General features: G+C 70.9%; 25 protein-coding genes. 7 read left to right on the top strand and 18 right to left on the bottom strand.

Going from position 1 to position 25070, the window contains the following annotated elements; translation table 11 throughout:
* Positions 1-125: 125 nt before the first annotated feature.
* Positions 126-962: an NAD(P)H-binding protein gene (locus ACFOYY_RS38240; RefSeq protein WP_386196131.1), complete on the bottom strand. Its 837-nt coding sequence runs from the start codon at positions 960-962 to the stop codon at positions 126-128.
* A gap of 481 nt (positions 963-1443) precedes the next feature.
* On the opposite strand from ACFOYY_RS38240, the gene ACFOYY_RS38235 reads away from it, so the two are divergent.
* A complete protein-coding gene (locus tag ACFOYY_RS38235; RefSeq protein WP_352016248.1) occupies positions 1444-2085 on the top strand; it encodes a hypothetical protein in 642 nt (213 codons plus the stop codon).
* Between the two features lie 13 nt (positions 2086-2098).
* Here the strand turns inward: ACFOYY_RS38235 and ACFOYY_RS38230 are convergent, their stop codons facing one another.
* The 9 genes from ACFOYY_RS38230 to ACFOYY_RS38190 form a co-directional block, all read right to left on the bottom strand.
* Positions 2099-4882, bottom strand: coding sequence for a CDP-glycerol glycerophosphotransferase family protein (locus ACFOYY_RS38230; protein ID WP_362776475.1), 2784 nt, complete (start codon positions 4880-4882; stop codon positions 2099-2101).
* A 181-nt stretch (positions 4883-5063) separates the two neighbouring features.
* Complete coding sequence (locus tag ACFOYY_RS38225; RefSeq protein ID WP_352016250.1) at positions 5064-5384, bottom strand: MGMT family protein; 321 nt, start codon at positions 5382-5384, stop codon at positions 5064-5066.
* Positions 5372-5752 carry a hypothetical protein gene (locus tag ACFOYY_RS38220; RefSeq protein WP_352016251.1) on the bottom strand — a complete coding sequence of 127 codons (381 nt, stop codon included), beginning with the start codon at positions 5750-5752 and terminating at the stop codon, positions 5372-5374. The genes ACFOYY_RS38225 and ACFOYY_RS38220 overlap by 13 nt, the downstream gene beginning before the upstream one ends.
* 122 nt (positions 5753-5874) lie before the next feature.
* Positions 5875-7053 carry a S8 family serine peptidase gene (locus ACFOYY_RS38215; protein ID WP_386196128.1) on the bottom strand — a complete coding sequence of 393 codons (1179 nt, stop codon included), beginning with the start codon at positions 7051-7053 and terminating at the stop codon, positions 5875-5877.
* Positions 7047-8090: a hypothetical protein gene (locus tag ACFOYY_RS38210; protein WP_352016253.1), complete on the bottom strand. Its 1044-nt coding sequence runs from the start codon at positions 8088-8090 to the stop codon at positions 7047-7049. Before ACFOYY_RS38210 ends, ACFOYY_RS38215 begins: the two co-directional genes overlap by 7 nt.
* Before the next feature lie 83 nt (positions 8091-8173).
* Positions 8174-9394: a S8 family serine peptidase gene (locus ACFOYY_RS38205; protein ID WP_386196126.1), complete on the bottom strand. Its 1221-nt coding sequence runs from the start codon at positions 9392-9394 to the stop codon at positions 8174-8176.
* Positions 9382-10125: a hypothetical protein gene (locus ACFOYY_RS38200; RefSeq protein WP_352016255.1), complete on the bottom strand. Its 744-nt coding sequence runs from the start codon at positions 10123-10125 to the stop codon at positions 9382-9384. Before ACFOYY_RS38200 ends, ACFOYY_RS38205 begins: the two co-directional genes overlap by 13 nt.
* A 136-nt stretch (positions 10126-10261) precedes the next feature.
* A complete protein-coding gene (gene moeZ / locus ACFOYY_RS38195; RefSeq protein ID WP_352016256.1) occupies positions 10262-11443 on the bottom strand; it encodes an adenylyltransferase/sulfurtransferase MoeZ in 1182 nt (393 codons plus the stop codon).
* Between the two features lie 80 nt (positions 11444-11523).
* A complete protein-coding gene (locus ACFOYY_RS38190; protein WP_362776485.1) occupies positions 11524-12447 on the bottom strand; it encodes an alpha/beta fold hydrolase in 924 nt (307 codons plus the stop codon).
* Positions 12448-12738: 291 nt separating this feature from the next.
* On the opposite strand from ACFOYY_RS38190, the gene ACFOYY_RS38185 reads away from it, so the two are divergent.
* Positions 12739-13095, top strand: a complete 357-nt coding sequence (locus ACFOYY_RS38185; protein ID WP_362914269.1) for a hypothetical protein — start codon at positions 12739-12741, stop codon at positions 13093-13095.
* A 309-nt stretch (positions 13096-13404) separates the two neighbouring features.
* Here ACFOYY_RS38185 and ku read toward each other — a convergent pair whose 3' ends face one another.
* The gene (ku, locus tag ACFOYY_RS38180) at positions 13405-14247 is read right to left on the bottom strand and encodes a non-homologous end joining protein Ku (protein WP_386196122.1); all 843 of its coding nucleotides are present in this window, start codon (positions 14245-14247) and stop codon (positions 13405-13407) included.
* A gap of 204 nt (positions 14248-14451) precedes the next feature.
* On the opposite strand from ku, the gene ACFOYY_RS38175 reads away from it, so the two are divergent.
* The 3 genes from ACFOYY_RS38175 to ACFOYY_RS38165 all read left to right on the top strand — a co-directional run bounded on the left by ACFOYY_RS38175 (position 14452) and on the right by ACFOYY_RS38165 (position 15686).
* Positions 14452-14679, top strand: coding sequence for a hypothetical protein (locus ACFOYY_RS38175; RefSeq protein WP_352016260.1), 228 nt, complete (start codon positions 14452-14454; stop codon positions 14677-14679).
* Positions 14680-14738: 59 nt separating this feature from the next.
* Positions 14739-15365 (top strand): TetR/AcrR family transcriptional regulator, encoded by a 627-nt coding sequence (locus ACFOYY_RS38170; protein ID WP_352016261.1) that lies wholly within the window; start codon positions 14739-14741, stop codon positions 15363-15365.
* A 90-nt stretch (positions 15366-15455) separates the two neighbouring features.
* A complete protein-coding gene (locus tag ACFOYY_RS38165) occupies positions 15456-15686 on the top strand; it encodes a DUF3107 domain-containing protein (RefSeq protein ID WP_184718831.1) in 231 nt (76 codons plus the stop codon).
* Between the two features lie 479 nt (positions 15687-16165).
* Here the strand turns inward: ACFOYY_RS38165 and ACFOYY_RS38160 are convergent, their stop codons facing one another.
* Complete coding sequence (locus tag ACFOYY_RS38160; protein ID WP_352016262.1) at positions 16166-16816, bottom strand: ferritin-like fold-containing protein; 651 nt, start codon at positions 16814-16816, stop codon at positions 16166-16168.
* Positions 16817-17180: 364 nt separating this feature from the next.
* Between ACFOYY_RS38160 and ACFOYY_RS38155 the strand changes: the two genes are divergently transcribed.
* Together ACFOYY_RS38155 and ACFOYY_RS38150 are read left to right on the top strand one after the other, a co-directional pair.
* Positions 17181-18995, top strand: a complete 1815-nt coding sequence (locus ACFOYY_RS38155) for a DEAD/DEAH box helicase (RefSeq protein WP_352016263.1) — start codon at positions 17181-17183, stop codon at positions 18993-18995.
* 114 nt (positions 18996-19109) lie between these two features.
* Positions 19110-19982: an alpha/beta fold hydrolase gene (locus ACFOYY_RS38150; protein WP_352016264.1), complete on the top strand. Its 873-nt coding sequence runs from the start codon at positions 19110-19112 to the stop codon at positions 19980-19982.
* Between the two features lie 10 nt (positions 19983-19992).
* Here the strand turns inward: ACFOYY_RS38150 and pqqE are convergent, their stop codons facing one another.
* From pqqE to ACFOYY_RS38120, 6 genes are all read right to left on the bottom strand, one after another.
* Positions 19993-21111, bottom strand: a complete 1119-nt coding sequence (gene pqqE / locus ACFOYY_RS38145) for a pyrroloquinoline quinone biosynthesis protein PqqE (protein WP_352016265.1) — start codon at positions 21109-21111, stop codon at positions 19993-19995.
* Positions 21108-21410 (bottom strand): pyrroloquinoline quinone biosynthesis peptide chaperone PqqD, encoded by a 303-nt coding sequence (pqqD, locus tag ACFOYY_RS38140; protein ID WP_386196117.1) that lies wholly within the window; start codon positions 21408-21410, stop codon positions 21108-21110. Before pqqD ends, pqqE begins: the two co-directional genes overlap by 4 nt.
* A complete protein-coding gene (gene pqqC, locus ACFOYY_RS38135) occupies positions 21407-22093 on the bottom strand; it encodes a pyrroloquinoline-quinone synthase PqqC (protein WP_352016267.1) in 687 nt (228 codons plus the stop codon). Before pqqC ends, pqqD begins: the two co-directional genes overlap by 4 nt.
* Positions 22090-22950: a pyrroloquinoline quinone biosynthesis protein PqqB gene (gene pqqB, locus ACFOYY_RS38130; protein ID WP_352016268.1), complete on the bottom strand. Its 861-nt coding sequence runs from the start codon at positions 22948-22950 to the stop codon at positions 22090-22092. The genes pqqC and pqqB overlap by 4 nt, the downstream gene beginning before the upstream one ends.
* A 463-nt stretch (positions 22951-23413) precedes the next feature.
* Complete coding sequence (locus ACFOYY_RS38125) at positions 23414-24310, bottom strand: RecB family exonuclease (protein WP_352016269.1); 897 nt, start codon at positions 24308-24310, stop codon at positions 23414-23416.
* A 7-nt stretch (positions 24311-24317) separates the two neighbouring features.
* On the bottom strand, positions 24318-25031 hold the full coding sequence (locus ACFOYY_RS38120; protein ID WP_352016270.1) for an MBL fold metallo-hydrolase: 714 nt from the start codon (positions 25029-25031) through the stop codon (positions 24318-24320).
* Between the last annotated feature and the right edge of the window lie 39 nt (positions 25032-25070).

Below are 25070 nucleotides of genomic sequence, written 5' to 3'. Positions count from 1 at the left end.
GACCGGCTCGCGCGAGGTGGCCGATCGGTTGTGCGAGCGTGCGGGCTTCCGGCGACGGGATTCGACGGCCGGGTGCCGGACGGCCCTCAGGAGTGATTCCGAAGGTCCGCCCGGCCGCGGGAGGGTTACTCGACGAATTCGGCGATGTGGTCCCGGATCCAGGTGGTGAACGGGCGGGCCGGGTGGCCGGTGACCCGTTCGACGGTGTCGCTGAGCGGAGTCGGGCGGCCGTCGTTGGCGTGCCAGTAGTCGAGCAGGGCGTCGGCGTAGGACGCGGGGATGTAGGCCGCCACTTCCCGCCTCCATTCCTCGGAGGTGACGTGGTTGACGGTGATCGGGCGGCCGACGGCCTCGGAGAGCCGGTCGATCTGCTCGCTGAAGGTGAGGGTCCGCGGGCCGGTCAGGTGGAGGTTTCCGCCCTGGTGGTGGGGGTCGGTGAGCACGGTGAAGGCCACCTCGGCGATGTCCCGTTCGTGGATGGGGTCGGTGTAGGAGCCCGGGTAGGGCAGGTTCACCGGCTGCCCCGCCTTGATCGCCCACGCCCAGGCGCTCGCGTTGCCCGCGAAGGAGCCGGGGCGCAGGAGCGTGGTGGTCAGCGGCGAGTTCAGCAGGGCGGTCTCGACGTCGAGATGGGAGGCGGCCAGCGGGTTGTCGGCCGCGCCGGGGTCGAGGACGCTGGCTGAGGACAGCAGCGCCACGTGCTTGACGCCCGCCGTGGTGGCGGCGCCGACGAACTCGTCGATGTGTGACGCCTCGGCGTACAGGAAGACCGCGCTGACACCGTGGAGGGCGGCAGGGAAGGTGGCCGGGTCGCCGAGGTCGCAGGTGACGGTCGCGACGCCGTCGGGGACGTGGAGTTCGCCGGGAACGCGGGAGGCGACGCGTACGGGGTGGCCTGCCTGGTGCAGCAGGGCGGTCAGCTGGGTGGCGACCGCGCCGCGGCCTCCGGTGACGAGAATCATGAAAGTGTTCCTTCGGATGGTGTGGTCAGGGTTCGGGCCGGTGGAGAGACACCGGCCCAGCGTCAGAAGGGCCTGCGAGGCTCGGTGGCGGCGGGCCCCGCGCCGGAGCGGACATGGGCCGAGGCACGGATCGAGACGGCGCCGTCGAAGAACGGGGTCGTCCTCAGGCCCGCCGGCGATCGTCGGGGAGCCGGACTCCTTCAGGATGGTGAAGGAGGGCCACGAGCAGGAGGACCGCGCGTACGCGCGAGGGGAAGGTTGCGGGCATGGCTGAGCACGCTCTCCGTTGAGAGATCCAGACAGCCTTGCTGAGGCTGCCGTGCCGGCCGGATGTCCCGACGCGCTCACCGAGGAGCGCTGCACCTTACGAGCGGGAACGTACCACAAATCACGACATCCACGATCACCGGTACGCCTCAAGGGACCCGGGAGTAGCCTCTGCCGAGGCTGTGAACGACCCGTAAGGCGGCGGAGGGACGAGATGGGCGCGGACGATCGGATCGAGCGGGCCGGGGCGTTGTACGAGCGGGCGGTCTTCGGGGGTGACGCCGACGCCGTGGCGGCGGCCGATCGGGAGTTGGACGCGGTCGAGGCCGATCTCTCCCTCGCCCGGGGGCGGGTCGCGCACGCGCGGTTCCTGGCCGACGGGCGCCGGGAGGCGTACGAACCAGGTCTGTTCGAACGCGCCGCCGAGCTCTACCGGAGCCTCGGGGACGTACGCGGCGAGGCGGAGGCCCTGTTCTGGATCGGGTGTTTCCACCAGGTCGTACGGAACGACGACACCGCCGCGGTTCCCGTGCTGGAACAGTCCCACCGGCGGGCGGTGCGTGCCGGTGACGCCCTGACCGCGTCCTACGCCCTCCGGCACCTGGGTATCGCGGAGCACCGGGCGGGCCGGCTGGGAGCGGCAAGGGAGCGCCTGGAGGAGTCGACGCGGCTCCGCCGTGAGGCCGGGTTCCTTCCGGGTGTCGCCGCCAACCTGGTCGGGCTCGCCTATGTCACGGCCGGGGAGGGTCGCCGCGACGAGGCGCTGAGGCTTCTCGACGAGGCGGGTTCCATCGCCGGGTCGTCCCGGGCCGACGGCGTGCTGCGTCAGGTCCAGGAGGCGCGGTCCCGCCTGTGACCTGGGACGAGGGTCAGGTGAAGATGTGGTCCACGAGGCGGGGGGTGGCCTTGCCGTCGTCTCGGGGGGTGTAGGTGTTGCGGAAGTGTTCGTAGCGTTCGGCGTGGGCGGCGGCCACGGTGTCGATGGTCCTGAGGGCCTCGATGACGTCGGCGCCGTTGGTCAGCAGCGGTCCCGGGGCCTCGGCGGCGAGGTCGAGGTACAGGCCGCGCTTGGTCGAGTAGCGCTGCAGGTCGTAGGTGAAGAAGAGCATGGGCCTGCCGGTGGCCGCGAAGTCGAACATGACGGACGAGTAGTCAGTGATCAACACATCCGCCACCAGCAATAAGTCCGTTATATCCGGATAAGCGGTGACATCGCGGCCAAGCCCTTCGGGGATGTTGGGCGCCGCCTGCATCGAGTGCGCCCTGATCAGGAACTCGTGTCCCGGGCCGAGCGCCTTGTGCGCCCGCGCCAGGTCCAGCTTGAGCGAGGAGTTCTTGCGGTCGTAGTCGCGGAAGGTCGGCGCGTACAGCACCACCCTGACCCCGTCGGCGACGCCGAGCCTGCGGCGCACCCGGGCGGCCAGTTCGTCCCGCTCGGGCGAGGAGAGCACGTCGTTGCGGGGATAGCCGCACTCCAGGACCTCCCCGTGGTAGCCGAACGCCTTGCGCAGGATCGGGGTCGCCCAGGGGCTCTGCGAGACCAGCAGGTCCCAGCCGCGCACCTCGGCGGCCTGCCGGTGCCAGGCGGCGGGCTTCGGGTCACGGGACATGTGGGGCAGGTCGTTGCCCAGGCGCTTGAGCGGGCTGCCGTGCCAGGTCTGCACGACCATCTGGTCGTCGCGGGCCCGGAACCAGGGCGGCAGGAAACCGTTGGTGACGACGTACCGGGAGCGTGCCAGCACGGCGTAGTGCTCCCGGCTGCCCGCCCTGACCACCGTCGGCCGGATGCCCGAGCCGAACCCCAGCTCCGCCGAACCGGGCGGGGTGAAGGCGCCGTCCTTGACGATCCAGACGTGCGCGCGGTCGTCGCCGCGCCGTACGCGCTCCTCGTAGATGGCGCGGACGTTGCCCTCGTACTGGCGGCCGTCGTAGGCGACGTAGACGGTGGCCTCGTCCAGCTCACGACGCCGCTGGTCGGGATAGAAGGAGCGCTGCAGGGCGTACAGGCCCCCGGCGCCCTTCTCGTCGTCGGGGATGTCCTCGGCGACGATCAGCACGGGCACGTCGAACCTGGTGGACAACAGGCGGTAGGCCCTGCCGTCGCGGACCCTCGGCTCCTCGTCGAGGGTGTCCAGCGCGGCGTGGTCCACGCGGAGGGGGACGACCTCACCCGAGGGGTCGCGGGTGGTCATGCTCCAGCTTCCGCTCCCCATCGCGACGGCCTCGCCGAACTTCGGCATGGCCGAGGGCGTCAGCCGTACGGCGAAGCGGTCGTCGGCGCGCTCCATCGGCACGGTGTGGACCGTCCCGCCACGGTGCCTGAGCGTCAGCTCGGCGGTCCCCGAACCGGGGTAGGAGCCCTCGATGGTGAGCGTGCCCTCCTCGTCCCAGGTGGCGGAGGAGATGACGGGGCGGATGCGGTGCGCGGCGACGCTGACGCGGTCGCGCCGGTCGCGCAGCACGGTGATCTCCCGGTCGCCGACGACCAGCCGGCTCTCCCTGGCCTGGCCGATCATGACGGGTGCGGCGGGGTCGCCCTTCGGCTCGATCCAGAGCCTGCCGCCGTCGCGCTCCTGCAGCAGCGAGGGTACGGCCAGCGGCACGACGACCTGGGTACCTCCCTCGACGGGGGTGAACTCGGCGGACATCCGGTGGCCGTCGAGCCGGGCCTGTCCCCTGGTGTGCTCCCCGCCGGGCAGGAAGACCGTCAGTTCGAGGCGGTCGCCGTCGAGGCGGATTCCGGTCAGCTCGGCCCTGGTCGGCTGCAGGGCGATCTGCAGCGCGCGGTCGGAGGTCCAGACAGGACGGATCCACCAGCCGCCGGGGAGCTCGAACCCGGCCGGACGCTCGGTGCGGCCGTTCGAGGGGCCGCGGAGCAGGCCGGTGGCTCGGGCGCCACGGCTCCAGATGGCGATCTCGGCCCGCCAGGTGGTGGTGTCGGGCACGGTCTCCCTGCGGCGCAGGGTCCGCCTGACGCCGTTCACCAGGGAGCGCAGGGCGCCGCGCCAGCGCAGCGGCCAGGCGGGCATCTCGGCGACGAAGCCGGACCAGTCGTAGTTGCAGCCGGGCTCGCGGGCCCCGTGGGTGGCCTCGGGGCGCAGGACCCTGCGGGTGCGCAGCCGTACGGGAGGCAGCCAGCGGGGGCCGCGCAGCACGACGAAGGCCCGGTTGAAGCGGGGGCTGCGGACGGAGAGCCCGGCGAGGTAGGCGTGCCCGGTGACGCGCAGCCGCCCGCCGGTCCAGGAGACGTCCTCGATGTGCGTCATCGGGATCAGGTCGGCCGCGCGCAGCCGGTACATGGCCTCGGGCAGCTCGTCCTGCAGGGGCAGGTTGGCGTACCAGCGCAGGCGTCTGCGGACCCGCCGGGAGGGCTCGGCCGCCGCGGTGGTGAGGCTCTGCAGCGCGTCGCCCTCGGCGAGGTCGTCGATCGTACGGTGCTCGACGAGGTGGAAGGCGAGCCTCCTGGCGACCGGGAGGTCACGCTTGACCTTGGGATCGACACCCGTGATGTAGGGCTTGAAGAGCGTGACGAACTCGCGGCGGCGGGCGGCGCCGCGTTTGACCGCGAGATCCAGGCGGCTGCCGAGCGGACCGGAGAGGACTCCGGCGTCGAAGCGGCGGCGTTGCGCGGGTGTCAGTCCCTCGGCTGTCACGGCCGAGAGGATCGATTCGAGCGGTTCTCCCCGGTCACAGAGATCTTGGACAACCCGAAGACGGTCGGCGACGGAGTCGCCACCTGTTCGGGCGGGCGTGACGCCTGTGGCCATGAAGGGGGCACCGCCTTTCGGACAGAGCGCTGTCCTAGGCAATGTTAGTGGGCCACGAAGAAGCCGGTTACGTCGTGATTTCTGGTAGACCGTCCCAGCGTGCGAAACGCATGTCGGCGCGCTCGCCCCGCATGGGTGTGCCCTCCTCGCGCCACCTGGCCAGGCAGCGCGCCTCGTGCCCGGGAGCCGGGGTCCCGTCGGCGTGCACGACACGCCACCACGGCACGCCGCCGCCCCAGGTGGACATGACCCTGCCGACCTGACGGGGACCGCCCTCGCCGAGGTATTCGGCGATGTCGCCGTAGGCCATCACCCTGCCGGCGGGGATGCGCTCGACCAGGTCGAGCACGCGCTCGGCGTAGGGGGTCGGGTGGCCTACTGACTCCATACGGAGGGTCCGGCCGCGAGAATCTCGTCGATCTTCCCGAACTCGTAGGCCGTCGAGCCGTTCAGCTGCTCGACGAGGCCGTCACGGATCGCGTACTGCTCGCCGTCCTCACCGACCAGGCGGGCGCCGAGCAGCGCGGAGACCCTGGCGAGCTGAGCCACCTGCCAGTCGGAGCCCGGCGCGCCCGAGAGCTTGCCGTCCCAGACGGCCACCGCGTGGACCCCGTCGCCGTGGCGGGCCAGGACCTCACCCTTCTCCTGCGAACCGCGGAACTCGAACCCCGCTCGCCCCAGCACGTTCGCGAGCTCCGCGAAGGCGAGAGGCGCCGGGCGCTCCACGCGCAACTCGTACCCCATGATGCGCGACATTAGCGAATGTTCGACGTTCGCCGGACCGTGAGAAGCCGCATGGAGCCGTCCGCGTCCGAACGGTGTCCAAAAAGACTTCGAACCGAATCAAAGCCCGTCCCATATATGACGCTATATGGCATTTATCCGGAACGCCGGGTGAGTGTCACCACGGTCCAGCAGAACGCGAGCAGGCCGACGGCCAGGCCGGTGCCGTACACCCAGAGCCTGAGGGCGTCGGGGCCGGGCCTGGCGGGCTCCTCGGTCGGGAGGCCCGCCCCGAAGTGACGCTCCCCCTCGTCGGGTGGCGTGCCCGCCGAGGCGCGCAGCAACTCCCCCGCCCTGACCAGGGCGGCGCCCGCGTCGACCACACCGAAACCGACATGGTCGTCGTATCCGGCGATCGGCGCGGAGGTGGCGGTCGAACTCAACGCTCGCGCCACCAAATAAGGCGGGATATCTGGATATTTCGCTTTTATCAGTGCGGCGACTCCGGCGACCAGCGCCGCCGCCGAACTGGTCCCGTCCGAGGGGCGGTACCCCCCGCCGGGAACGACCACGGGCACCTCGACGCCCGGCGCGGAGACCAGGACCGACAGGTTGTCGCTGCTGAACCCGGCGGGCTCGCTCCGCTCGTTCACCGCGCCCACGCCGATGACCCCGGAGTAGCCCGCGGGGAAGCTCCAGAAGGAGGTGTCCTTCTTGACCGCGTAGGGGGTCTCCCCGTCGTTGCCGGCCGCCGCGACCAGCACGACCCCCTTCGCCAGGGCGTAGGAGACGGCCTCACGCTCGCTCTTCTGCGGGCCGTACGCCCCCAGGGACATGCTGATGACCTTGGCGCCGTGGTCGGCCGCGTAGCGGATGGCGCGGGCGACCGGGCTGTTCGTCCCGGTGCGCTGGTCCTGCTCGGGGAGCGGGGGGGCGCTCTGCTCGCTGTCACGCAGGATCAGCGGCAGGGACAGGACGCGCGCCTCGGGGGCGATCCCCAGCAGGCCGCCCTCGCCCCGGCCTCCCCCCGCGATGAGCGAGGCCATCGCGGTGCCGTGCCAGATCTCCTTCGCGTCGTCCCCGACCGGCCCGGCCGAACCCATCTCGGGCCCGACGGTCACCCTGCCGCGCAGCTCCGGGACCTGGGCGTCCACGTCGCTGTCGACCAGCGCGACGGTCACCCCGGCCCCCTTGGTGATCTTCCACGCCTGCTCGACGTTCATCTTCTCCAGCACCCAGCGCTGGTCCCGGCGCACGTCGTCGGCGACCGCCGGGGCGCAGACCCCCAGACAGAGCGTGATCAGGGCTCCCGCGGCCCCCAGCCGCCTCAGCACACGTTCCCCTGGGTGCACTGGGGTACGGCGCTCGGCTCGTCTCCCAGGGCACGGGCGATGCGTCCCGCGATGGACTGGGCGGTCGGCCACAGCTCGCTGTGCAGGATCTCCTCGGGCGGAACGGCCTCACGCGTACGGCCGTCGGCGTATCCGGCCGTGGAGAGGACGACGTACGGCCCGGCCGCGATCCAGGAGTTGTGCTGGCGCTGCGCGGCGCCGAACAGCTCGCCCGCCGTGCCGGGGAAGGCGACGGGGCGCACCCCGACCCGGTCGTCCACGGGCAGTTGCCCGGTCGCGGCGATCCGGCGCTCCTCACTGCCGAGTACGGCCACGCCGACCGTGACCACGAAGGTCGAGGTCTGGTCCACGTAGGTCGCCCGCAGCAGGGTCAGGCAGCCGTGCTCGGAGAGCACCGAGCCGACCGGGGCGTCGAGCCCCGCTCCGCAGGAGGTCTCCGGGGCCAGCCCGATCCGTCTGGCGTACTGCTGCGCGCGGCCGAGGGCGACGTACTGCAGCTCGGTGGGGAAGATCAGGTCGGCCGACCAGGTGTGCCAGCGGGCCGCGATGTCCTCCTGGATGTAGCGGGCCTGCTCGGCGGGGGTCAGCGGGCGGGCCCTGGTCTCGCGGAGGACGCCGACCGCGCCCGCGAGCACGTCGCTCACGGCGATGGCCAGGATGACGCCCATCAGGATAAGGAAGATCACCCGCAGGCGCATGCCCTCTTCGAGGCTCGCCGCCTCGACGCGCTCAAGCGCGGGACGGCGGTGCCAGCCGTTCTCCCGGCGCCCCGCGGCGGGCCAGGTCCGGACCCTGGCACGTCGCGGCGCGCCGGGGGCTCCGGAAGCGCCGCCTTCGGTGCTCCTGCGGGGACGGGAGCCCCGGGGCACCCGGGAACCGCTCGGAGGCCAGCCCGTGGCACGGCCCCCGGCGCGCCCACCGGTGTGTCCACCGGCGGACGGAGCCTGGGAGCCGCCCGCGTGCGGTCCCGAGGCCTCCAGATGCCGTTCAGGCTCCTGGGACCGCCCGGGCTTCGACATAGTTCGATGCTACGTCGCGCGCCCCCGCCGCCCTATCGCCGGAGTGTGTTTGGCGGGTCGCACCCTGCCGTCCCCGGCACCCCTCAGGGCGGCGCGGGAGCCGTACGGGCCCGGCGGACGGCGAATCCGGCCGTCACCAGGCAGGCGGTCGCGCAGAGCGCGGCGGCCGCGGCGACCCCGCCGTTGAGGGCGATCCCACGCCGGTCACGCCGGATCACCTGGACCGGCCCGGCCGCCGCGCCCATCGGCAGGGCGGGATCGTGGACGCCGTCCCCGCCCGCGGTCAGGGTGTGGCGGGAGATCCTTGCGGCCTCGGCCAGCGCGCGGGGGGCGTTGACCACGCCGAAGCCCATGCCGGTGTCGTAGCCTCCGCTGGGCCGCCTGGTCGCCCCCTTGGTCAGGGCCTGCGCGACCAATGCGGGCGACATTTTCGGATATTTCGCTTTTATCAGGGCGGCGACTCCGGAGACCAACGCGGTCGCCTGGGAGGTTCCCCGGCCGATCCAGTATTCGTTGCCCGGCCCCGCGCCGAGGATGTCCACCCCGGGCGCCGCCACCACGACCGAGGGGTTCCAGTTGGAGAAGGAGGCCCGGCGCAACCTGCGGTCGGCCGCCGCGACCGAGACCACCCCGGGGAAGGCCGCCGGATAGGAGTAGGGGGCGTAGCCGGTCGCCTCCGGCCTGCCCGCCCCCTCGTTGCCCGCCGCGGCGACGAGCACGACCCCCCTGGAGATCGCGTAGCGGACCGCCGCCCGCTCCTCCCTGGTCGCCAGTTCCTTCGAGATCGACATGTTGATCACGTCGGCGCCGTGGTCGACGGCGTACCTGATGCCCTTGGCCACCACGTTCTCGAACCGCTCGGCGGTGTTGAAGGTGCGAAAGCCCGGCTCCTCGTCCTCCAGGATCACCCGCACGGACAGGATCCTCGCCTTGGGCGCGACGCCGATCACCCCGCTGCCCCCGCCGGGACCGTGCCCGTGCCCGGCGATGAGCGAGGCCATGTAGGTGCCGTGCAGCCGTGAGGGGGCCACTCCCCGTGGGTTGGCGCCCACGGTGAAGTCCCTGCCCTCGGTGACGGAACCCGCCAGGTCGCGGTGGACGGGATCGACCCCGGAGTCCAGCACCGCGACCAGCGCGCCCGCCCCCTTGGAGACGCGCCAGGCGTCGGCCAGGTCCAGGGTCCGCAGCACCTGCCGCTGGTTGCCCCGCACCTCGTCGGCCCACCCGGCCGGTACGGCGGGCACCAGCCAGAGCCCGGTCAGCGCGAGCGCCGCAACCGCCCGCCGTACCCTCAGCACCGCCACCGTCCAGCAGACTCGGAGCCGCAGTCGGGGCGTTCCGGCGTCGCGAGCCCGGCGAGGATCCGGTCGGCGATGTCCCCGGTGAAGGCGAAGATCGTCGGCCGCTGCTCCCCCACGGCCTTGCCCGGCCTGCCGTCCACCTGGCCGACCGTGGTCATCACCACGTACGGCCCCGCCTGTCGTACCAGGCCGCGCTGCCTGCCGACGGCGGTGAAGCGGTCGGTGACCGTACCGGGGAAGCCGAGGGCCAGCAGGCCCGGGGAGGGGCGGCCGGTCCTGGGCAGCGCGGCCTTGGCCCTCGCCGCCTCCCGCTCCCCCGCGAACGCCACGACGCCGACGGTGACGACGACTCCCTGGAGCGCGTCGATGTAGGTGGCGCGCAGCACCCCCCGGCATCCCGTACGACGCAGCGCCTCACGCAGCCCGGGGTCGACGGCCCGGTCGCAGCGGGTCTCCGGGGAGATGCCCACCCGGTGCGCCTGCTCCCTGCCACCCTGTTCGGCGGCGTAACCGACGGTCTCGGGGAAGATCCGCCCGGCTGGCCAGGCCCGCCAGCGGCCCGCGGTCTCGGCGGCGACGGCGCGGTCGAGCTCCGCCCTGGAGGGGCCCCTGGTCAGCTCGGTCACCGCGGCGCCCGCCGTGACCGCCGCCACGGCCGCGCAGGCCAGCGCCAGCGTGGACGCCATGATCAGCGTCATCCACGCGCGCCTGCGCTGACCTGGGACTTCGTTCACATTCTCGACCTTAAACCGGCCTCTAGGGATCTCACCCGCTCTATCCCCAAATAACGGACGCCTCATGACAACGGATGTCCGTGACAACACACGCCCCACGGAGCGAGGCTCCGCGGGGCGTGAGGTACGGCTGTGACTAGTAGGTCGGCAGGCTGGGGTCCACGGACTTGATCCAGCTCAGCACACCACCGCCGACGTGGACGGCGTCGGAGAAACCGGCGTTCTTGACGATCGCCAGCACCTCGGCCGAACGCGCGCCGGACTTGCAGTGCAGCACGATGCGCTTGTCCTGCGGGAGCCGCTCCAGCGCGGAGCCGTTGGTGAACTCACCCTTGGGGATGAGCACGGCGCCGGGGATGGAGACGATCTCGTACTCGTTCGGCTCCCGGACGTCGATCACGTAGATGTTCTCGTCCGCGTCCTGCATGGCCTTGAGGTCGGTCGCGGTGATCGTGGAGCCGGAGGCCGCGTCCTGGGCCTCCTGGGAGACCGCGCCGCAGAACGCCTCGTAGTCGTCCAGGAGCTGGGTGACCGTCGGGTTCTTGCCGCAGAGCACGCACTCGGGGTCCTTGCGGACCTTGACCGAGCGGTAGGTCATCTCCAGGGCGTCGTAGATCATCAGACGGCCGACCAGGGGCTCGCCGATGCCCGCGAGGAGCTTGATGGCCTCGTTGACCTGGATGGAGCCGATCGAGGCGCACAGCACGCCGAGCACGCCGCCCTCGGCGCACGAGGGCACCATGCCGGGGGGCGGGGGCTCGGGGTAAAGGCAGCGGTAGCAGGGACCGTGCTCGGCCCAGAACACGCTGGCCTGCCCGTCGAAGCGGTAGATCGAGCCCCAGACGTACGGCTTGCCGAGCAGGACGGCCGCGTCGTTCACCATGTAGCGGGTGGCGAAGTTGTCGGTGCCGTCCACGATCAGGTCGTAGCCGGAGAAGATCTCCATGATGTTGTCGGTGGTCAGCGCCACGTTGTGGACGATCACGTCGATCAGGGGGTTGATCTCCCTGACGCTGGCCGCGGCGCTCTCGGCCTTCAGCCTGCCGATGTCGGACTGGCCGTGGATGACCTGGCGCTGGAGGTTGGACTCGTCGACGACGTCGAAGTCGACGACGCCGAGGGTGCCCACGCCCGCGGCGGCGAGGTACAGCAGAGTGGGAGATCCCAGGCCGCCCGCGCCCACACAGAGCACCTTGGCGTTCTTCAGGCGCTTCTGCCCTGCCATACCCACGTCGGGGATGATCAGATGGCGCGAGTAGCGACGCACCTCATCGACGGTCAGCTCGGCTGCCGGCTCTACCAAGGGTGGCAACGACACAGTTCTACTCCCGTTTCAGGGGGTTTTGACGACACGGCTGGCACAGCACGCACCATTCACAACCTAACCGGATGCTCCTGTCATTCCCCAATCGGGACAGGTATGGACTCGGAGATGAGCCTGCGGGCCTCACGGGCGACCCTGCCGGGCACCTCCATCTGCGCCACGTGTCCGGCGTCAGGCAGCAGCACCAGCCTGACGTGCGGGAAGGCCCGGCCCGCGCGGACGGCCATGCGAGGGTGCACCAGCCGGTCGCGCCTGCCGTGGATGACCAGCGTGGGCGCGGCCACCAGGGCCGCCTGACGCCACAGGTTCTCCTCACCCCGCCTGAAGTACTCGGCGACGATCCCCCTGGCGTAGCCCGTCAGGACACCCGCCGAGTACGGCAGGCCGTCCCTGCGCCGCAGTTCCTCGGCCGCCTCCTTCAGCCGGTCGGGGTGGAGCCGACCGAAGTCGGCGTAGCACATGGACATCGTCATCGTGATCCTGCGCTCCGCGGGCAGCATGCGCATCCGGCCCACGGCCCACTCCCCGACCTTCGGCACGCTCGACAGGGCCACGCGTGCCGGGCCGTACCGGGGCAGCAGGTCGGGCAGGGCCGGGGAGACGAGGGTGAGCGAGCGGACCAGGTCGGGCCTGGTCGCGGCGACGCGCACCGAGACCGCCCCGCCGAGGGAGTTGCCGAACAGGTGGACCGGGGTGTCGGAGACGCGCTCGATCAGCGCGACGACGGCCCGGGCGTGGGCGGCGACGGAGTAGTCGCCGCCCGGCGGCTCCGGTGAGTGCCCGGCGCCGGGCAGGTCCAGCGCGTATCCCCTGACCACGTCGGACAACTCGCCCATCAGGTCGGTCCAGTTGGTCGCCGAGCCCGCCAGGCCGTGCACGTAGACGGCGCTCTCCTTGGGCCCCGGCGGGGTCGAGCGCACGTGGACACGTCCGTCCCATCCGTTCTCCGCCAGGTCGACCAGCTCTCCGGGCCAGCTCGGAATCGGCTCGCTTCCCACGACTTCCCCCCTCGTTCGCCTTCCGTTTCGACGATAGCTCCCCGCCGTACAGCGTGGGCACAAAAGCGACATTAAAGACTTATCGCATCAAAACAATTAATAAGAGTCCAACGCCGTCAATAGAGAGATAAGGAGACAGTAAAAGCCACCGATCGCCGTTTGGTAGGCGAGATGCACGGAAATACAAGACTGCGAAGGATGACCGATTAACAGTCATCCGGGGCATTTTCCGACCAGTGTGGAAAATGCCCAAAGAGTGGGGGCAACCGATCCTTTCAAGGGGGAAACGAAATGCCCAAGTTCAAGAGCATTCTCACGGGACTCGCGCTCAGCACCGCCCTGTCGGGCGGGCTCGTCGCGATGAGTGCCGCGACCTCGACCGCCGAGGCCTCCGTGGTTCCGGCCTTCCAGACCAGCGTCGGCTTCACCACCGGCGGCTGCGGATGGGGCTGGGGCCGTCGCTGGGGTGGCTGGGGCCACCGCGGCTGGGGCTGCGGCTGGAGGCGTCACCACCACCGTAGGCTCGTCATCATCAACACCAACAACGTCGGCGCCGGCGGTGGCGGCGGCGGTGGCGGTGGCGCTGCCCGCAACGCCAACGACAACGACAACGACAACGACAGGCGCGGGCTGCTCGGGGCACGCTAACCCCGCAGACGGCTGACCGCCGGGCCGGCGCGCCACGTGAACGTGACACGAGGCCGAGTCACGTGACCGGGCGCGACCGGCTCCGGCGGCCGCCGAAACTCCCGCCCACGGCGAATGGGTGTGGTGTCCGCCTTCTCCTCCGAATACGCGGGGAAATGACGCGGACATCCGGGAGTGAATCAATCGATTCGCCTTTCAGATAGACGCGAAGCACGGTTCTTCGTGGAGACCGGCGAGGGCCCCGGGGATTCTCGAATCTCCGGGGTCCTCATCGCGCCCGCCTTTCCGCTGGGCGTTCTCACGCGAGGCTCACGCCGTACCCCGTGTCTCCTCACCGGACGCCGCGGGGCGCCTCCGCCCGCCTTCCCCGGGGGCGGGACGCCTCCGCTTGGCGGCCTCGACACTGGCCCGCAGCGCGGCCATCAGGTCGGCCGTCGGGCCCGGCTCCGGCGGCGGGCCCACGGAGACGACCTCCCTGCCCGCGACCTTCGCCTCGATGACCTCCTGCAGCGCCCTGCGGTAGGCGTCGTGGTGGCGCGAGGGGTCGAAGTCGGCCGTCATGCTCTCGACCAGCGACTCGGCCATCCGCAGCTCCTGCGGCCTGACCTCGGGCTCCTCCTCCAGGAAGGCGAAGTCGGCCGGGCGCACCTCGTCGGGCCAGAGCATGGTCTCCAGCACCAGGACCCCCTCCCTGACCCGCAGCGTCGCGAGCGACTCACGCTGCCGCAGCGCGACCTTCGCGATCCCCACCCGCCCCGAGCGTCCCAGCGCCTCCCGCAACAGGACGTACGGCCCGGCGGCCCCCTCGTCCGGCTCCAGGTAGTAGGACCTGCCGAGCAGGACCGGGTCGATCTGCTCCGCCGGGGCGAACTGCAGGACCTCGATCCGGTGCGCCGTGGACAACGGCAGGTCCTCGAAGTCCTCCCCCTCCAGCACGACCACCTCACCGGTCGGCAGTTCGTAGCCCTTGGCCACCTCGGCGTAGGGGACCTCCTGCTCGCAGGCCTCGCAGAACCTGCGGAGCCTGATCCGGCCCGCGTCCTCCCGGTGCACCAGGTTGAAGGTGACGTTCCGCTGTTCGGTCGCGGCGTACATCCTGACCGGGATCGTCACCAGACCGAACGAGACCGCGCCGTTCCAGATGCTCCGCATGGCGTCTCCCTGGATAGGGGCTTTCCCCAAGTCTCGCACGCGTGTTCGGAGACGTCACAGGACGAGGGCGAACACCCGCTCACGGGACCGGGCACATCCGAGGCCGTACGCTGACGATGTCCGGCCATGTCCGGTATTCCCCAGAGAACGGGGAAGGTGTCCACCGAGGAATCCGGAGAGCCAGGGAGAGCAACGGGAGGGCAGATGTCAGAGATGGACGTTCACGGCGAAGGCGCGCAGGACGAGCCGCAGGAGCCTTTCAGCGAGGAACTCGACATCGAGGCGCCCGAGGCGGACGCCGTGGAACAGCAGCGTCCGGCACGCGAGGAGGACTCCCCGACCTGGCCCGACCACATCCCCCAGGAGGCCGACACGGCGGACACCACGGAGCAGAGCCGTGCTGTTGATCTTGATGAGGACGATTATCGCTGACGTGGATTACCCGCGCGTAGGATGAGCGAGACAGCATGAGACCCCGCGAGGAGACCGCCGTGACGACTACCCCGGACGCCAAGCCCCGGGGCACCCGGCTGCCCCGGCTGGCCCGCCGCCGCCAGTTGCTGAACGCGGCCCAGGAGGTCTTCGTCGAGAACGGCTACCACGCGGCGGCGATGGACGAGATCGCCGAGCGCGCCGGGGTGAGCAAACCGGTTCTCTACCAGCACTTCCCCGGCAAGCAGGAGCTCTATCTGGCCCTGCTCGACCTGCACGTCGACGACATGATCGCCCGCTGCCGCGACGCCCTGGCCTCGACCACGGACAACAAGCAGCGCGTCCAGGCCGCGATCGGCGCCTTCTTCGACTTCGTCTCCGGCCAGGGTGAGGCCTTCCGGCTGGTCTTCGAGTCCGACCTGCGCAACATCGCCCCCGTCCGCCAGCGCATGGAGCGCAACCTCCGCGAGAGCGCCGAGATGATCAGCCAGGTCATCCAGGAGGACACCGGCTGCTCAAGCGACGAGGCCCGCCTGCTCGGCGTCGGCCTGGTCGGCATGGCCGAGGTCAGCGCGCGCTACTGGATCAGCAGCACCGGCTCCATCCCGAAGGACGCCGCGACCCAGCTCATCGCCCGCCTGGCCTGGCGCGGCATCTCCGGCTTCCCGAGGACCGCCGACCACTGATCCGGCTGTTCGCTTGACGCGATCAGCCCGCATGTCGTGCCTCCGATGGGGCGACCATGGGACGAGCAACCCTCGTCGAAAGGGAGCAACATGGAAATCAAGATCGGCGTGCGCTCGGTGCACCGCGAACTCGTGGTCGAGACGGACCTGACGGCCGAGCAGGTCGAGGAGGAGCTCGGCAAGGCGCTCGCCGCCGACCGCGGGATCTTCTCCCTCACCGACAGCAAAGGTCGCAGGGTCCTCGTCCCCATCACCTCACTCGGTTTCGTCGAGATCGGCGAGGAGGAGGCACGCCCCGTCGGCTTCGGCGGCACCCTCTGACAGACCCGGTACGGCTCGCGCCAGGCCGTGACGCCGGTCGTGAGACCGGCGCACCGGTCCTGGCGCGACCCGTCACCGAGCCCTGGGCGATTCCGGCGCCGGCGGAGACGAGACGTCCCGCACCGGCGTCGGCGGACGCCTCAGTGCGGTCTCAGCACTCCCCGGGGCACTCTCCCCTCTCTCCGAGTCCGCACCCGCGCGGACGGCGGGCCCTTCTTGCGGAATGGCCCTCCGAAGGGGCCGCCGGACAGTCGGCGCCTCCCCTTCGCAGCACCGGACGTGACGTCCAGGGGTTCGGTCCACATCTCGTTAGGAAACTGCCATAGCGGCGCGAGGCCCTCATGTCTCGCACGGTACAACCGTTTGGCGCCTCGACGCGTGGTCTCGCCGGGCGCCTTTTCCTCCCGCACCCCACATCTGGCCCGGCGTTCCGCCCGATGGCGCTTTCGCCCGGCGCCGCCCCCGACGCCGGGAGGCGCTCACGGACCGGGGGTCAGGCCGAGGGCGGCCATCCGCCCGCCGTGCGCCTCGGTCAGCCTGCCGAACATCCGGGTGATGTCCTCCCCGGCCGCCTCGACCAGCAACGCCGCCAGCTCGGGGCGCGCGGCCACCACGTGCTGTCCCTGGCTCAGGGCCTCACCGACCAGCCGCCTGGCCCACAGGGCGAGCCGCCCCGCCTGCCTGTGGTCCTGCCTGATCGCCGCACCGACACGGTCCACCGCGAACTGGGAACGACCCTCGTCGACGAGCACCTCCTCGACCAGTTCCCGCGTCTTTTCGTCGACGTGGGCGGCGGCCTCCCGGTAGAAGTCGAGCGCGATCCCCGTGCCGACATAGGCCTTGACCAGCGCCTCAAGCCAGTCGGAGGGCGTGGTCTGGGCATGCCAGTCGTCCAGGGGCCGCACGAAGGGCTCCATCGCCTCCTCCGGATCGACCCCGAGCGAGGCTATCCGGTCACGCAGAAGACGGAAATGGGCGTACTCGGTCGCGGCGAGGTCGCTGAGCGCGGCCCGGTCGGTCAGTGTCGGGGCGTGTCTCGCGGCGTCTTCGGCGAGCCTGAGGAACGCGGTCAACTCGGCGTAGGCGAGCACTCCGAGCAGGTCGGGGACGCCAGGAGGGGAATCACTCATGCAGGAAGCCTATGAGTTGCGGCGCCTGCCCTTTCAGCTGGAATACGAAGAAATCGGCTGCACGTTGTGGTATCGAGTACACTACTGTGTGAAAGTGCGACCGCCCTGTGTTAATCCAGGAGACCTGCTCCTGGACGCCCCCAAGTCGGCATGACGCCGCAGCGGTCGCTGATGACATTGAGAGGGCTAGCCCTTCCGCGAGGACACGGCACGGGGAACCTTTGCGCCCGTGGTCCCGGCAGGACTGCCTTCAACGGAGATTAGGCAGGCCAAGCTGACGACGTTCCGAGACCTCGGAGTCACACCAGAGATCGCTGACGCCCTTGAGACCGAGGGCATCACCGCACCGTTCCCGATCCAGGAAATGGCCCTTCCCCTGGCCCTGACCGGCCAGGACATCATCGGCCAGGCCCGCACGGGTACCGGCAAGACCTACGCCTTCGGCGTGGCGATGCTGCAACGTGTCGGCAAGCCGAGGAAGAACCGAAAGAAGCCACGCGGGCTGATCGTCGTGCCCACCCGTGAGCTGGCCATCCAGGTCACCGAAGACCTGGTCACGGCCGCGGGCAAGCTCGGCTCCCGCATCCTCACCGTGTACGGCGGACGCGCCTACGAGCCCCAGATCGAGGCGCTCAAGCAGGGCGTCGACGTGATCGTCGGCACCCCGGGCCGCCTGCTCGACCTGGTCAAGCAGAAGCACCTCGACCTCGGCCAGATCGACGCGCTCGTCCTCGACGAGGCCGACCGCATGCTCGACCTGGGCTTCCTGCCCGACATCGAGCGCATCATCAAGCTCGTCCCGGCCAAGCGGCAGACGATGCTGTTCTCCGCGACGCTGCCCGGCGAGATCGTCGCGCTGTCACGGCGCTACCTCAACCGCCCGACGCACGTGCGCGCGGAGAACAACGACGCCGAGGCCGAGGCGACGCCGCAGACCACCCAGTTCGTCTGGCGCGTGCACCGGATGGACAAGATCGAGATCCTGGGCCGCCTGCTCCAGTGCGAGGGCCGGGGTCTCACGATGATCTTCTGTGAGACCAAGCGCGCCTGCGACATGGTCGTCGAACAGCTCAAGGAGCGCGGGTTCGCCGCGGCGGCCGTACACGGCGACCTGGGCCAGGGCCAGCGCGAGCAGGCGCTGCGCGCCTTCAGGAACGGCAAGATCGACGTCCTGGTCGCGACCGACGTCGCGGCGCGGGGCATCGACGTCGACGACGTCACCCACGTCGTCAACTACGACTGCCCGCAGGACGAGAAGGCCTACGTGCACCGCATCGGTCGTACCGGCCGGGCGGGTAAGACCGGCGTCGCGGTGACCTTCGTCGAGTGGGAGGACCTCACTCGCTGGAAGGTCATCAACAACGCGCTCTCGCTCGACTTCGCCGAGCCCGTCGAGACCTACTCGACCTCACCGCACATCTTCACCGAGCTGGGCATCCCCGAGGGCACCAAGGGTGTGCTGCCGCACGCCAACCGCTCCAGGGCGGGCCTGGCGGCGGAAGAGGTCGAAGATCTCGGAGAGACGGGCCGGACCCGCTCACGCGGCCGCAGGGGCCGTGAGGAGGAGCGGGAGGAGCGCCGTGAGCGCCCCGCCCGCACCAGGGAGAGGCGCCGCACCCGCGGTGGCCGTACCGGCGCGGAGGCGGCCGAGTCCGCAGGGGCCCAGGAGTCCCGGCCGGCCGTCGCCGAGGCACAGCACGAGGAGTCCGGGCGCCGCCGCTCGCGGGGGGACCGTGTCTCCGAGGAGACCCAGGCGCCGCTCGCGGCGCGGAGGGTCGAGAGCCCGATCGTCGAACCCGCCGAGCTGGAGGTGGACGTGGATGTGACGCCCCGCAAGGACATCCGTGACGACCGGCCCGCCGAGACCGCGTCCCGCAGGGGCCGCAACCGGAGGGCAGGCCTGAACCCCGAGGTGAGTCTCACCGACGAGGGTCCCGGTGGGGAGGCCGCCGAGGCTCCGCTGTGGGACGACGAGCAGGACTGGGAGGACGAGGCGCCCGCGCCGCGCCCCCAGCCGGAGAAGATCATCCCGCCCAGCCCGTTCGCGGTGATCTTCCAGTCTCCCGACCTGGCCACCGACGACGACGAGATCGCGCCGTCCGCCGCCTCCGAGCGGGCGCAGAGCCGCCGCCGTCCGCAGGTCAGGGGCCAGCAGCGGGGTCCCCGCCGCCAGGGCTAGCCGTACCGGTGTGACGAGGGGCGCGACCGCGAGGTGGCGCCCCTTTGCCGCATCTCGGCACGTCCGGCCTCGGGGCGCGGAGACATGTCACCAAGAGAGGTATCGTGGGGCCACGTGAGTACGCCGCGTTTTCTGACCCTGCCTCCAGGCGTCCGTGCCCGTCGGCTGGAGACTGCGGCCGGCACGTTCGCCGCGCTGGAGGCGTTGCCGGTCAGCGGCATCGCCGAACGCATGCCCGCCCTGCTGGTTCCCGGTCTCACCGGCAGCAAGGAGGACTTCCTCGCGGTTCTTCAGACGCTCGCCCAGTCGGGCCGTCAGGTCGTCGCGATCGACATGCGGGGGCAGTTCGAGACGGGCGGCCCCGACGACCCGTCGGCCTACACGTGCGCGGCGCTGGGCAACGACGTCGACGCGCTGGCGCAGCTGATCGGCAGGGGTGAGCCCGTCCACCTGGTCGGGCACTCCTTCGGCGGCCTGGTCACCCGGGAGGCGGTCATCGACGGCCGCACCAAGTTCGCCTCCTACACGATGATGAGCACCGGCCCCGCCGCGATCGTCGGCCCCAGAGAGCAGGTGGGCCGGGAGATGCTGACCAGGGCCCCCGAGGTGGGACTCGAACGGATGTGGGACACCCACCTTGAGCCGGAGGCCCTGTCCGCCGGGGTGCCCGACGAGATCGTGGCCTTCCTGCGCAAGCGTTTCTTCGCCAACTCCCCGGTCGGGATGTCCGTGATGACCAAGGAGATCCTCGCGGCACGTGACCGCTGTGACGAGCTCAACCAGGTGGACGTGGCGACCCTGGTGCTGTTCGGCGAGCACGACGACGGCTGGCCGCCGATGGCTCAGTCGGAGATGGCCGACCGGCTGAACGCCGACTGCGTCGTCGTGCCCGGCGCGGCCCACTCTCCCGCGGTCGAGGCCCCGGAGACGACGGCGGCGGCGCTCATCCGCTTCTGGACCGCCGCCGAGGCGAACCTGCGCAGCTGAACCGCGTACCTCAGGGGTTCGGGCCGACCGCCTGGCGCGGCGGGGTGAGCCGTTCCGGCCGCCGGTAGACCAGCTCCCCGTCCCCCGCCGACTCGACCAGCTCGGTGATCAGGTGGTGGTCGGGTGAGAGCCCACACGCCGGGTCCGTACGGCTCGCGTCCCCGGTGAGCGCGTAGGCCTGGCAGCGGCAGCCACCGAAGTCCACCTCCTTGCGCGGGCAACCGGCGCACGGCCCGCTCATCCACTCCGTGCCCCGGTAGGCCTCGAAGGCCGCCGAACGCCGCCAGATCCACTCAAGCGAGTGATCCCTGACGTTGGGGAACTCCAGTGGCAGGTCGTAGGAGGCCGGGCAGGGCAGCACCGATCCGTCGGGGCCGACGGTCAGCGAGATCGCCCCCCAGCCACCCATGCAGGGCTTGGGCACCCCGTCGAAGTAGTCGGGGACGACCCAGATCAGTTCGACGCCCTCGACCCGCTCGCGCAGCCGTTCCACGGTCTCCTTGGCCCGGGTGAGCTGCTCGCGCGTGGGCAGCAGCGCGCGCCGGTTGCGCAGCGCCCAACCGTAGAACTGGGTGTTGGCCAGCTCGACCCGCTCGGCGCCCCAGGAGGCGGCCAGTTCGACGATGCCCTCGATGGAGTCGAGGTTGCGCCGGTGGAGGACGACGTTGAGCCCGAGCGGAAGCCCCGTCTCGCGCACCAGGGCCGCCGCGCGCTCCTTCGCGGCGAAGGAGCGGGTCCCGGCGATGAGGTCGGAGGCCGCGGCCGTCGAGTCCTGCACCGAGAGCTGGACGCTGTGCAGCCCCGCCTCGACCAGCCGGGCGAGCCGGTCCTCGTCGAGCCCGACGCCGCTGGTCACCAGCTGGGTGTAGACGCCGTTGCGCGCCGCGGCGGCGGTGATCTCCTCAAGGTCGGCGCGCAGCAGCGGCTCGCCGCCGGACAGGTGCGCGTGGACCACCCCGAGCGCGGCGGCCTCCTCGAAGACCCGCACCCAGTCGGCGGTGGCCAGCTCCCGGGAGCGCGGGATGAGCCCGACCGGGTTGGAGCAGTAGGGGCAGTGCAGCGGGCAGCCGTGGGTGAGCTCGGCCAGCATGGCCCACGGCGGCGCGGGCCCGTCGCCCGTCTCACTCATCGCACCCACCCCTCCGTGCGCACCCGGCTGAGAAACTCGGTGACGTCGTCGGCCACCGGCGCCCCGGGGAAGTCCGCGCTCAGCCGCTCGACGATCTCCTCCACGGTCCTGACCCCGTCGCACAGCCGCAGTACGGCGACCGCCCCGCCCTCAAGCAGCACGATCCGCTCGGGCATGACCAGCAGGTCGGCCCGCCGTACGGCGTCGTGCCGCAGGATGATCCCGGAGCCGAGGCGGGGCCGCCAGTCGGCCTGGGGCACGGTCTCCGCCCCCGGGGAGGGGGCCTCGGCGGCCGTCACGCCTGGTCCACAGCGTCGAGCAGCGCCCACAGCACGTCGCACTTGCGGGAGAGCGCGGCCACGGCCCGCTCCTGCTCGGCCCGTCCCCTGGCCCACTCCAGGACCATTTCGAGGGCCTCCCCGCTGTCCTGCCGTCCCTGGCTGATCCTGCCCCTGAAGTACTGCAGGCCCTCGGAGTCGATCCAGGTGTAGTGCCGCTCGAAGGCCTCGATCCTGGTCCGCATGATGTCGGGGGCGAACAGCTCGGTCAGCGACGCGGCGACGGCCTCAAGCGGCGTCCCCAGCCTGCACAGGTTCACGTACGCCTCGACGGCGAACCGCACGCCGGGCAGGACGCCCTCCCCGGACAGCAGGTCCTTGCGGTCCAGGCCCGCGGCCTCTCCCAGGCGCAGCCAGCGCTCGATGCCGCCCTCGCCCGCGCGCCTTCCGTCGTGGTCCTGGATGCGGCGGATCCACATGCGGCGCAGTTCCGGCGCCTCCAGCTTGGCGAGGATGAGCGCGTCCTTGATCGGAATGTGCCGCTGGTAGTGGAAACGGTTGAGAATCCACCGGCGGATCTCCTCCGGCGACAGCTCCCCGGCGTGCATGCGCACGTTGAAGGGGTGGCGGTTGTGGTATCGCGCCTCGGGCACGGCCCGCAGACGGGCCTCGAACTCGGCGGGGGTCCAGGATTCGGCGTTCACAGCTCGATCACCATTCCGTCGGCGGCCACCTCGACGCCCAGTTCGGCCAGCCTCTTGTGCTGGGGCGCGTCCGGGTCGACGAGGGGGTTGGTGTTGTTCAGATGCGTGTACAGGCACCGGCCGGGCAGCCGGGACAGTCGCTCCGCCGTCGCCTCGACGGGCAGGTGGCCCATCTCGGTCGCGGTGCGCGAGGAGATCCCGGTACGGCGGGGCTCCTCGTCGTCCCAGAAGGTGCCGTCGACGATCACACAGTCGGCCTCGGCCGTCGCCGCCTCAAGCTCGGGCGACCAGACGCCGAAGGCCGGGGCGTACAGGCACGTCCCGCCGCTCGCCCGGTCGGTGAAGCGCAGCGCGACCACCCAGTCGGGAGCCGCCGCCTCGTCCGAGGCGTAGCGGGGGCGTTTCCCGGAGACCGGGACCGCCTGGACACCGACGTCCTCGGTGAGCGCGACCTCGCCGTCCGCCGTCAGGTCACGCCAGCGCAGGTCGGCGTACGGGGAGAGCACCTCAGACAGCCTCAGCCCGCCGGTGAGCGCCCGGCGGACCGTGGGGGTGGCGACGATCTCCAGTTCGTCGGCCTCGCGCAGCCGGAACAGCCCCAGTGTGTGGTCGAGTTCGGCGTCGGTGAGGACCACGCGCATGACGCGTGTCCGCTCCGTGGGCGTACCGCCGGAACGCAGTGTCTCGACGTGTTCGGCGATGTCGGGGGTCGCGTTGACGATGTGGTCCTCGACGGCCAGCGACGCGTGGGTGCGCCGCCAGGCCGGGTTGGTGCGTGCCCCGGTACACCCGGGGCACGCACAGTTCCACTGGGGGACGCCACCGCCTGCGGCGGTTCCCAGAATTCGCAGTCGCATGGCGTGAACCCCCGTCCGGTTACCTGGTGGCCAGGAAGTACGCCGTCATCTCCATCGACGCCTCGACGACCTGGTAACCGGGCTTGTGCCAGGTGGCCTTCTCGCCTTGGCGCTCCGTGGTCTCGACCATGAGAGTGCACCGCCTTCCATGTGACGCGTGGGTTTTGGGTCACAACCGTTATGACCCGATATCAGTGCTTTCGTCAATGGTTGGCGGCAATTACGTCGGACCTATTTTCTGTTATTGGCCCCAAATATAATAATCTACCACTTTTGATACATATTTCATCGGATCAATCCGGGGCACAACACGACAGAAGCCCTGAGATACTCATGCACTGAACGCCAAATTCCGGACACCCGCGCCCCAGTCATCACCCGCCCCCGGAACCTCGTCTCAAGGGGCGCTCAGGCGTGCCGTAAGGGCCGCTCCTGAGACCTGTGGAGATGCTTCGAGAACGCCTCAGTCGTCGCCGAGGCCGTCCCACGGCTGACGGCCGTCGGCGGCCCGCCGGCCCTCCGGGCAGTGCGCGCGGAAATCACACCAGGAGCAGAGCGGGCCCGTCCTGGGCGGGAAAACCTCGTCGATCCGAGGTGGTACTGCGGGTGGCGTGCGCCCCGCGGCGGCCGTACGGGAACCTCGGGGGGCCTCACCCGCCCAGGCCCGGTAGGCCTCGTCCGCCTCCGACGCCTCGACCGCGATCGCCTCGGCACGCCCGATGTGCCGGGCCAGGGACTCCTCGGAGTGCTCCCACTCCACGATCGAGCCCGTCGGCAGATGGTGCAGCTCCACCCGGTGGCAGGGGCGGCGCATCATCCGGGAGGAGGCGACGGCGTAGACGGCCAGCGCCAGCGAGGAACGCGCGTCGTCCTCGGTCAGCGGGCGGCGGCCCGTCTTGTAGTCCACGACGACCAGTTCGTCACCGCGCCGGTCGAGCCGGTCGACCCGCCCTGAGACGGCGATGACGGACGTCCTGGTGGCGACCGTACGCTCGACCCCGACCGGCTCGTCAGCGGGGTCCAGCGAGGCGGCGTAGCCCATGACCATCTCACGGGCCCGCGCACGCCACGCCGCCGACTGGGCGGCGTCGCGGAACCCCTCGCCGATCCATCCGTTGTTCAGCAGGACACCCGCCATCACGGGCGTGCGCCGCTCGTACGGCTCCCGCCACCACCCGGCCAGCGCGTTGTGCACGCTGACGCCGACGCTGTTGTGCGCCCACGGCGGACCCTTCTGCGGCGCCGGCCGGTCCAGGTAGGTGAACCGGTAACGCCTCGGACAGTCCAGCCAGGTGTTCAACCGCGACGGCGTGCACGAGTACAGCCGCCGCGGCATGCCCTCCAGGGGCAGCTGGTCCATGAAAGGACTACTCGTCGTTCAGGTTGATCCGGATGCCCGCGGCCCTGGTGCCGTCGGTGAGCGGCCCTTCCTTCTCCTCGACCGTGCCGCGGGTCAGCGAACCGGAGAGCCAGGCGTCGAACTGCGGCTCCAGGTCGCCGATCGTGGACTCCTCGCCGTGCGCGGGCAGCACCCGGGTGCGGTGCGGCAGCGTGAACAGCCTGCCGCCGATCGCGGTGAGCTGGTCGGCCAGCGCGGGATACTCCCCGCCGATCCTGCCGGGACCGTCGGCCTGCAGTGTCTTGCCGCTGAAGACCGCGTCGAGCGCCTCGCAGTACAGCGAGACCCCGCCCTGCGAGACGCCGGGCGTCGAGAGGACCTCAAGCTGGACGCCCGCGACGCCGAACAGCCCCTCGTCCTCCATCTCGATGTCCGGCCACGTCTCCGACCAGGTCAGCCGCCACAGCGGCCGGTCCTTCGGGTGGAGCGCGACCACGGCCTCGTCACGGGCCGCCACCTCGATGGCCGCACCCACGTGGTCGGGCAGACCATGGGTGCAGACGACCGCCAGCACCTCCCGCTCGCCGACCTTCTCCAGGATCGCCTCCGCGTCACGCGCGGGGTCGATGACGATGACCTCCTCATCGTCACCCACGATCCAGGTGTTGTTCTCGACCTTGTGCTCGACGCCGTCGACATCGACGACGCCCTCGGTCACCACTCGCTCGATACGCGCTGTCACGCTTCCGCACTTTACTCTGTTTCTTTGCGACGCCTTCGG

It is taken from the genome of Streptosporangium jomthongense, assembly GCF_042650425.1.
Lineage (GTDB): Bacteria > Actinomycetota > Actinomycetes > Streptosporangiales > Streptosporangiaceae > Streptosporangium.
This window is presented reverse-complemented; position numbering and strand designations above follow the sequence as displayed.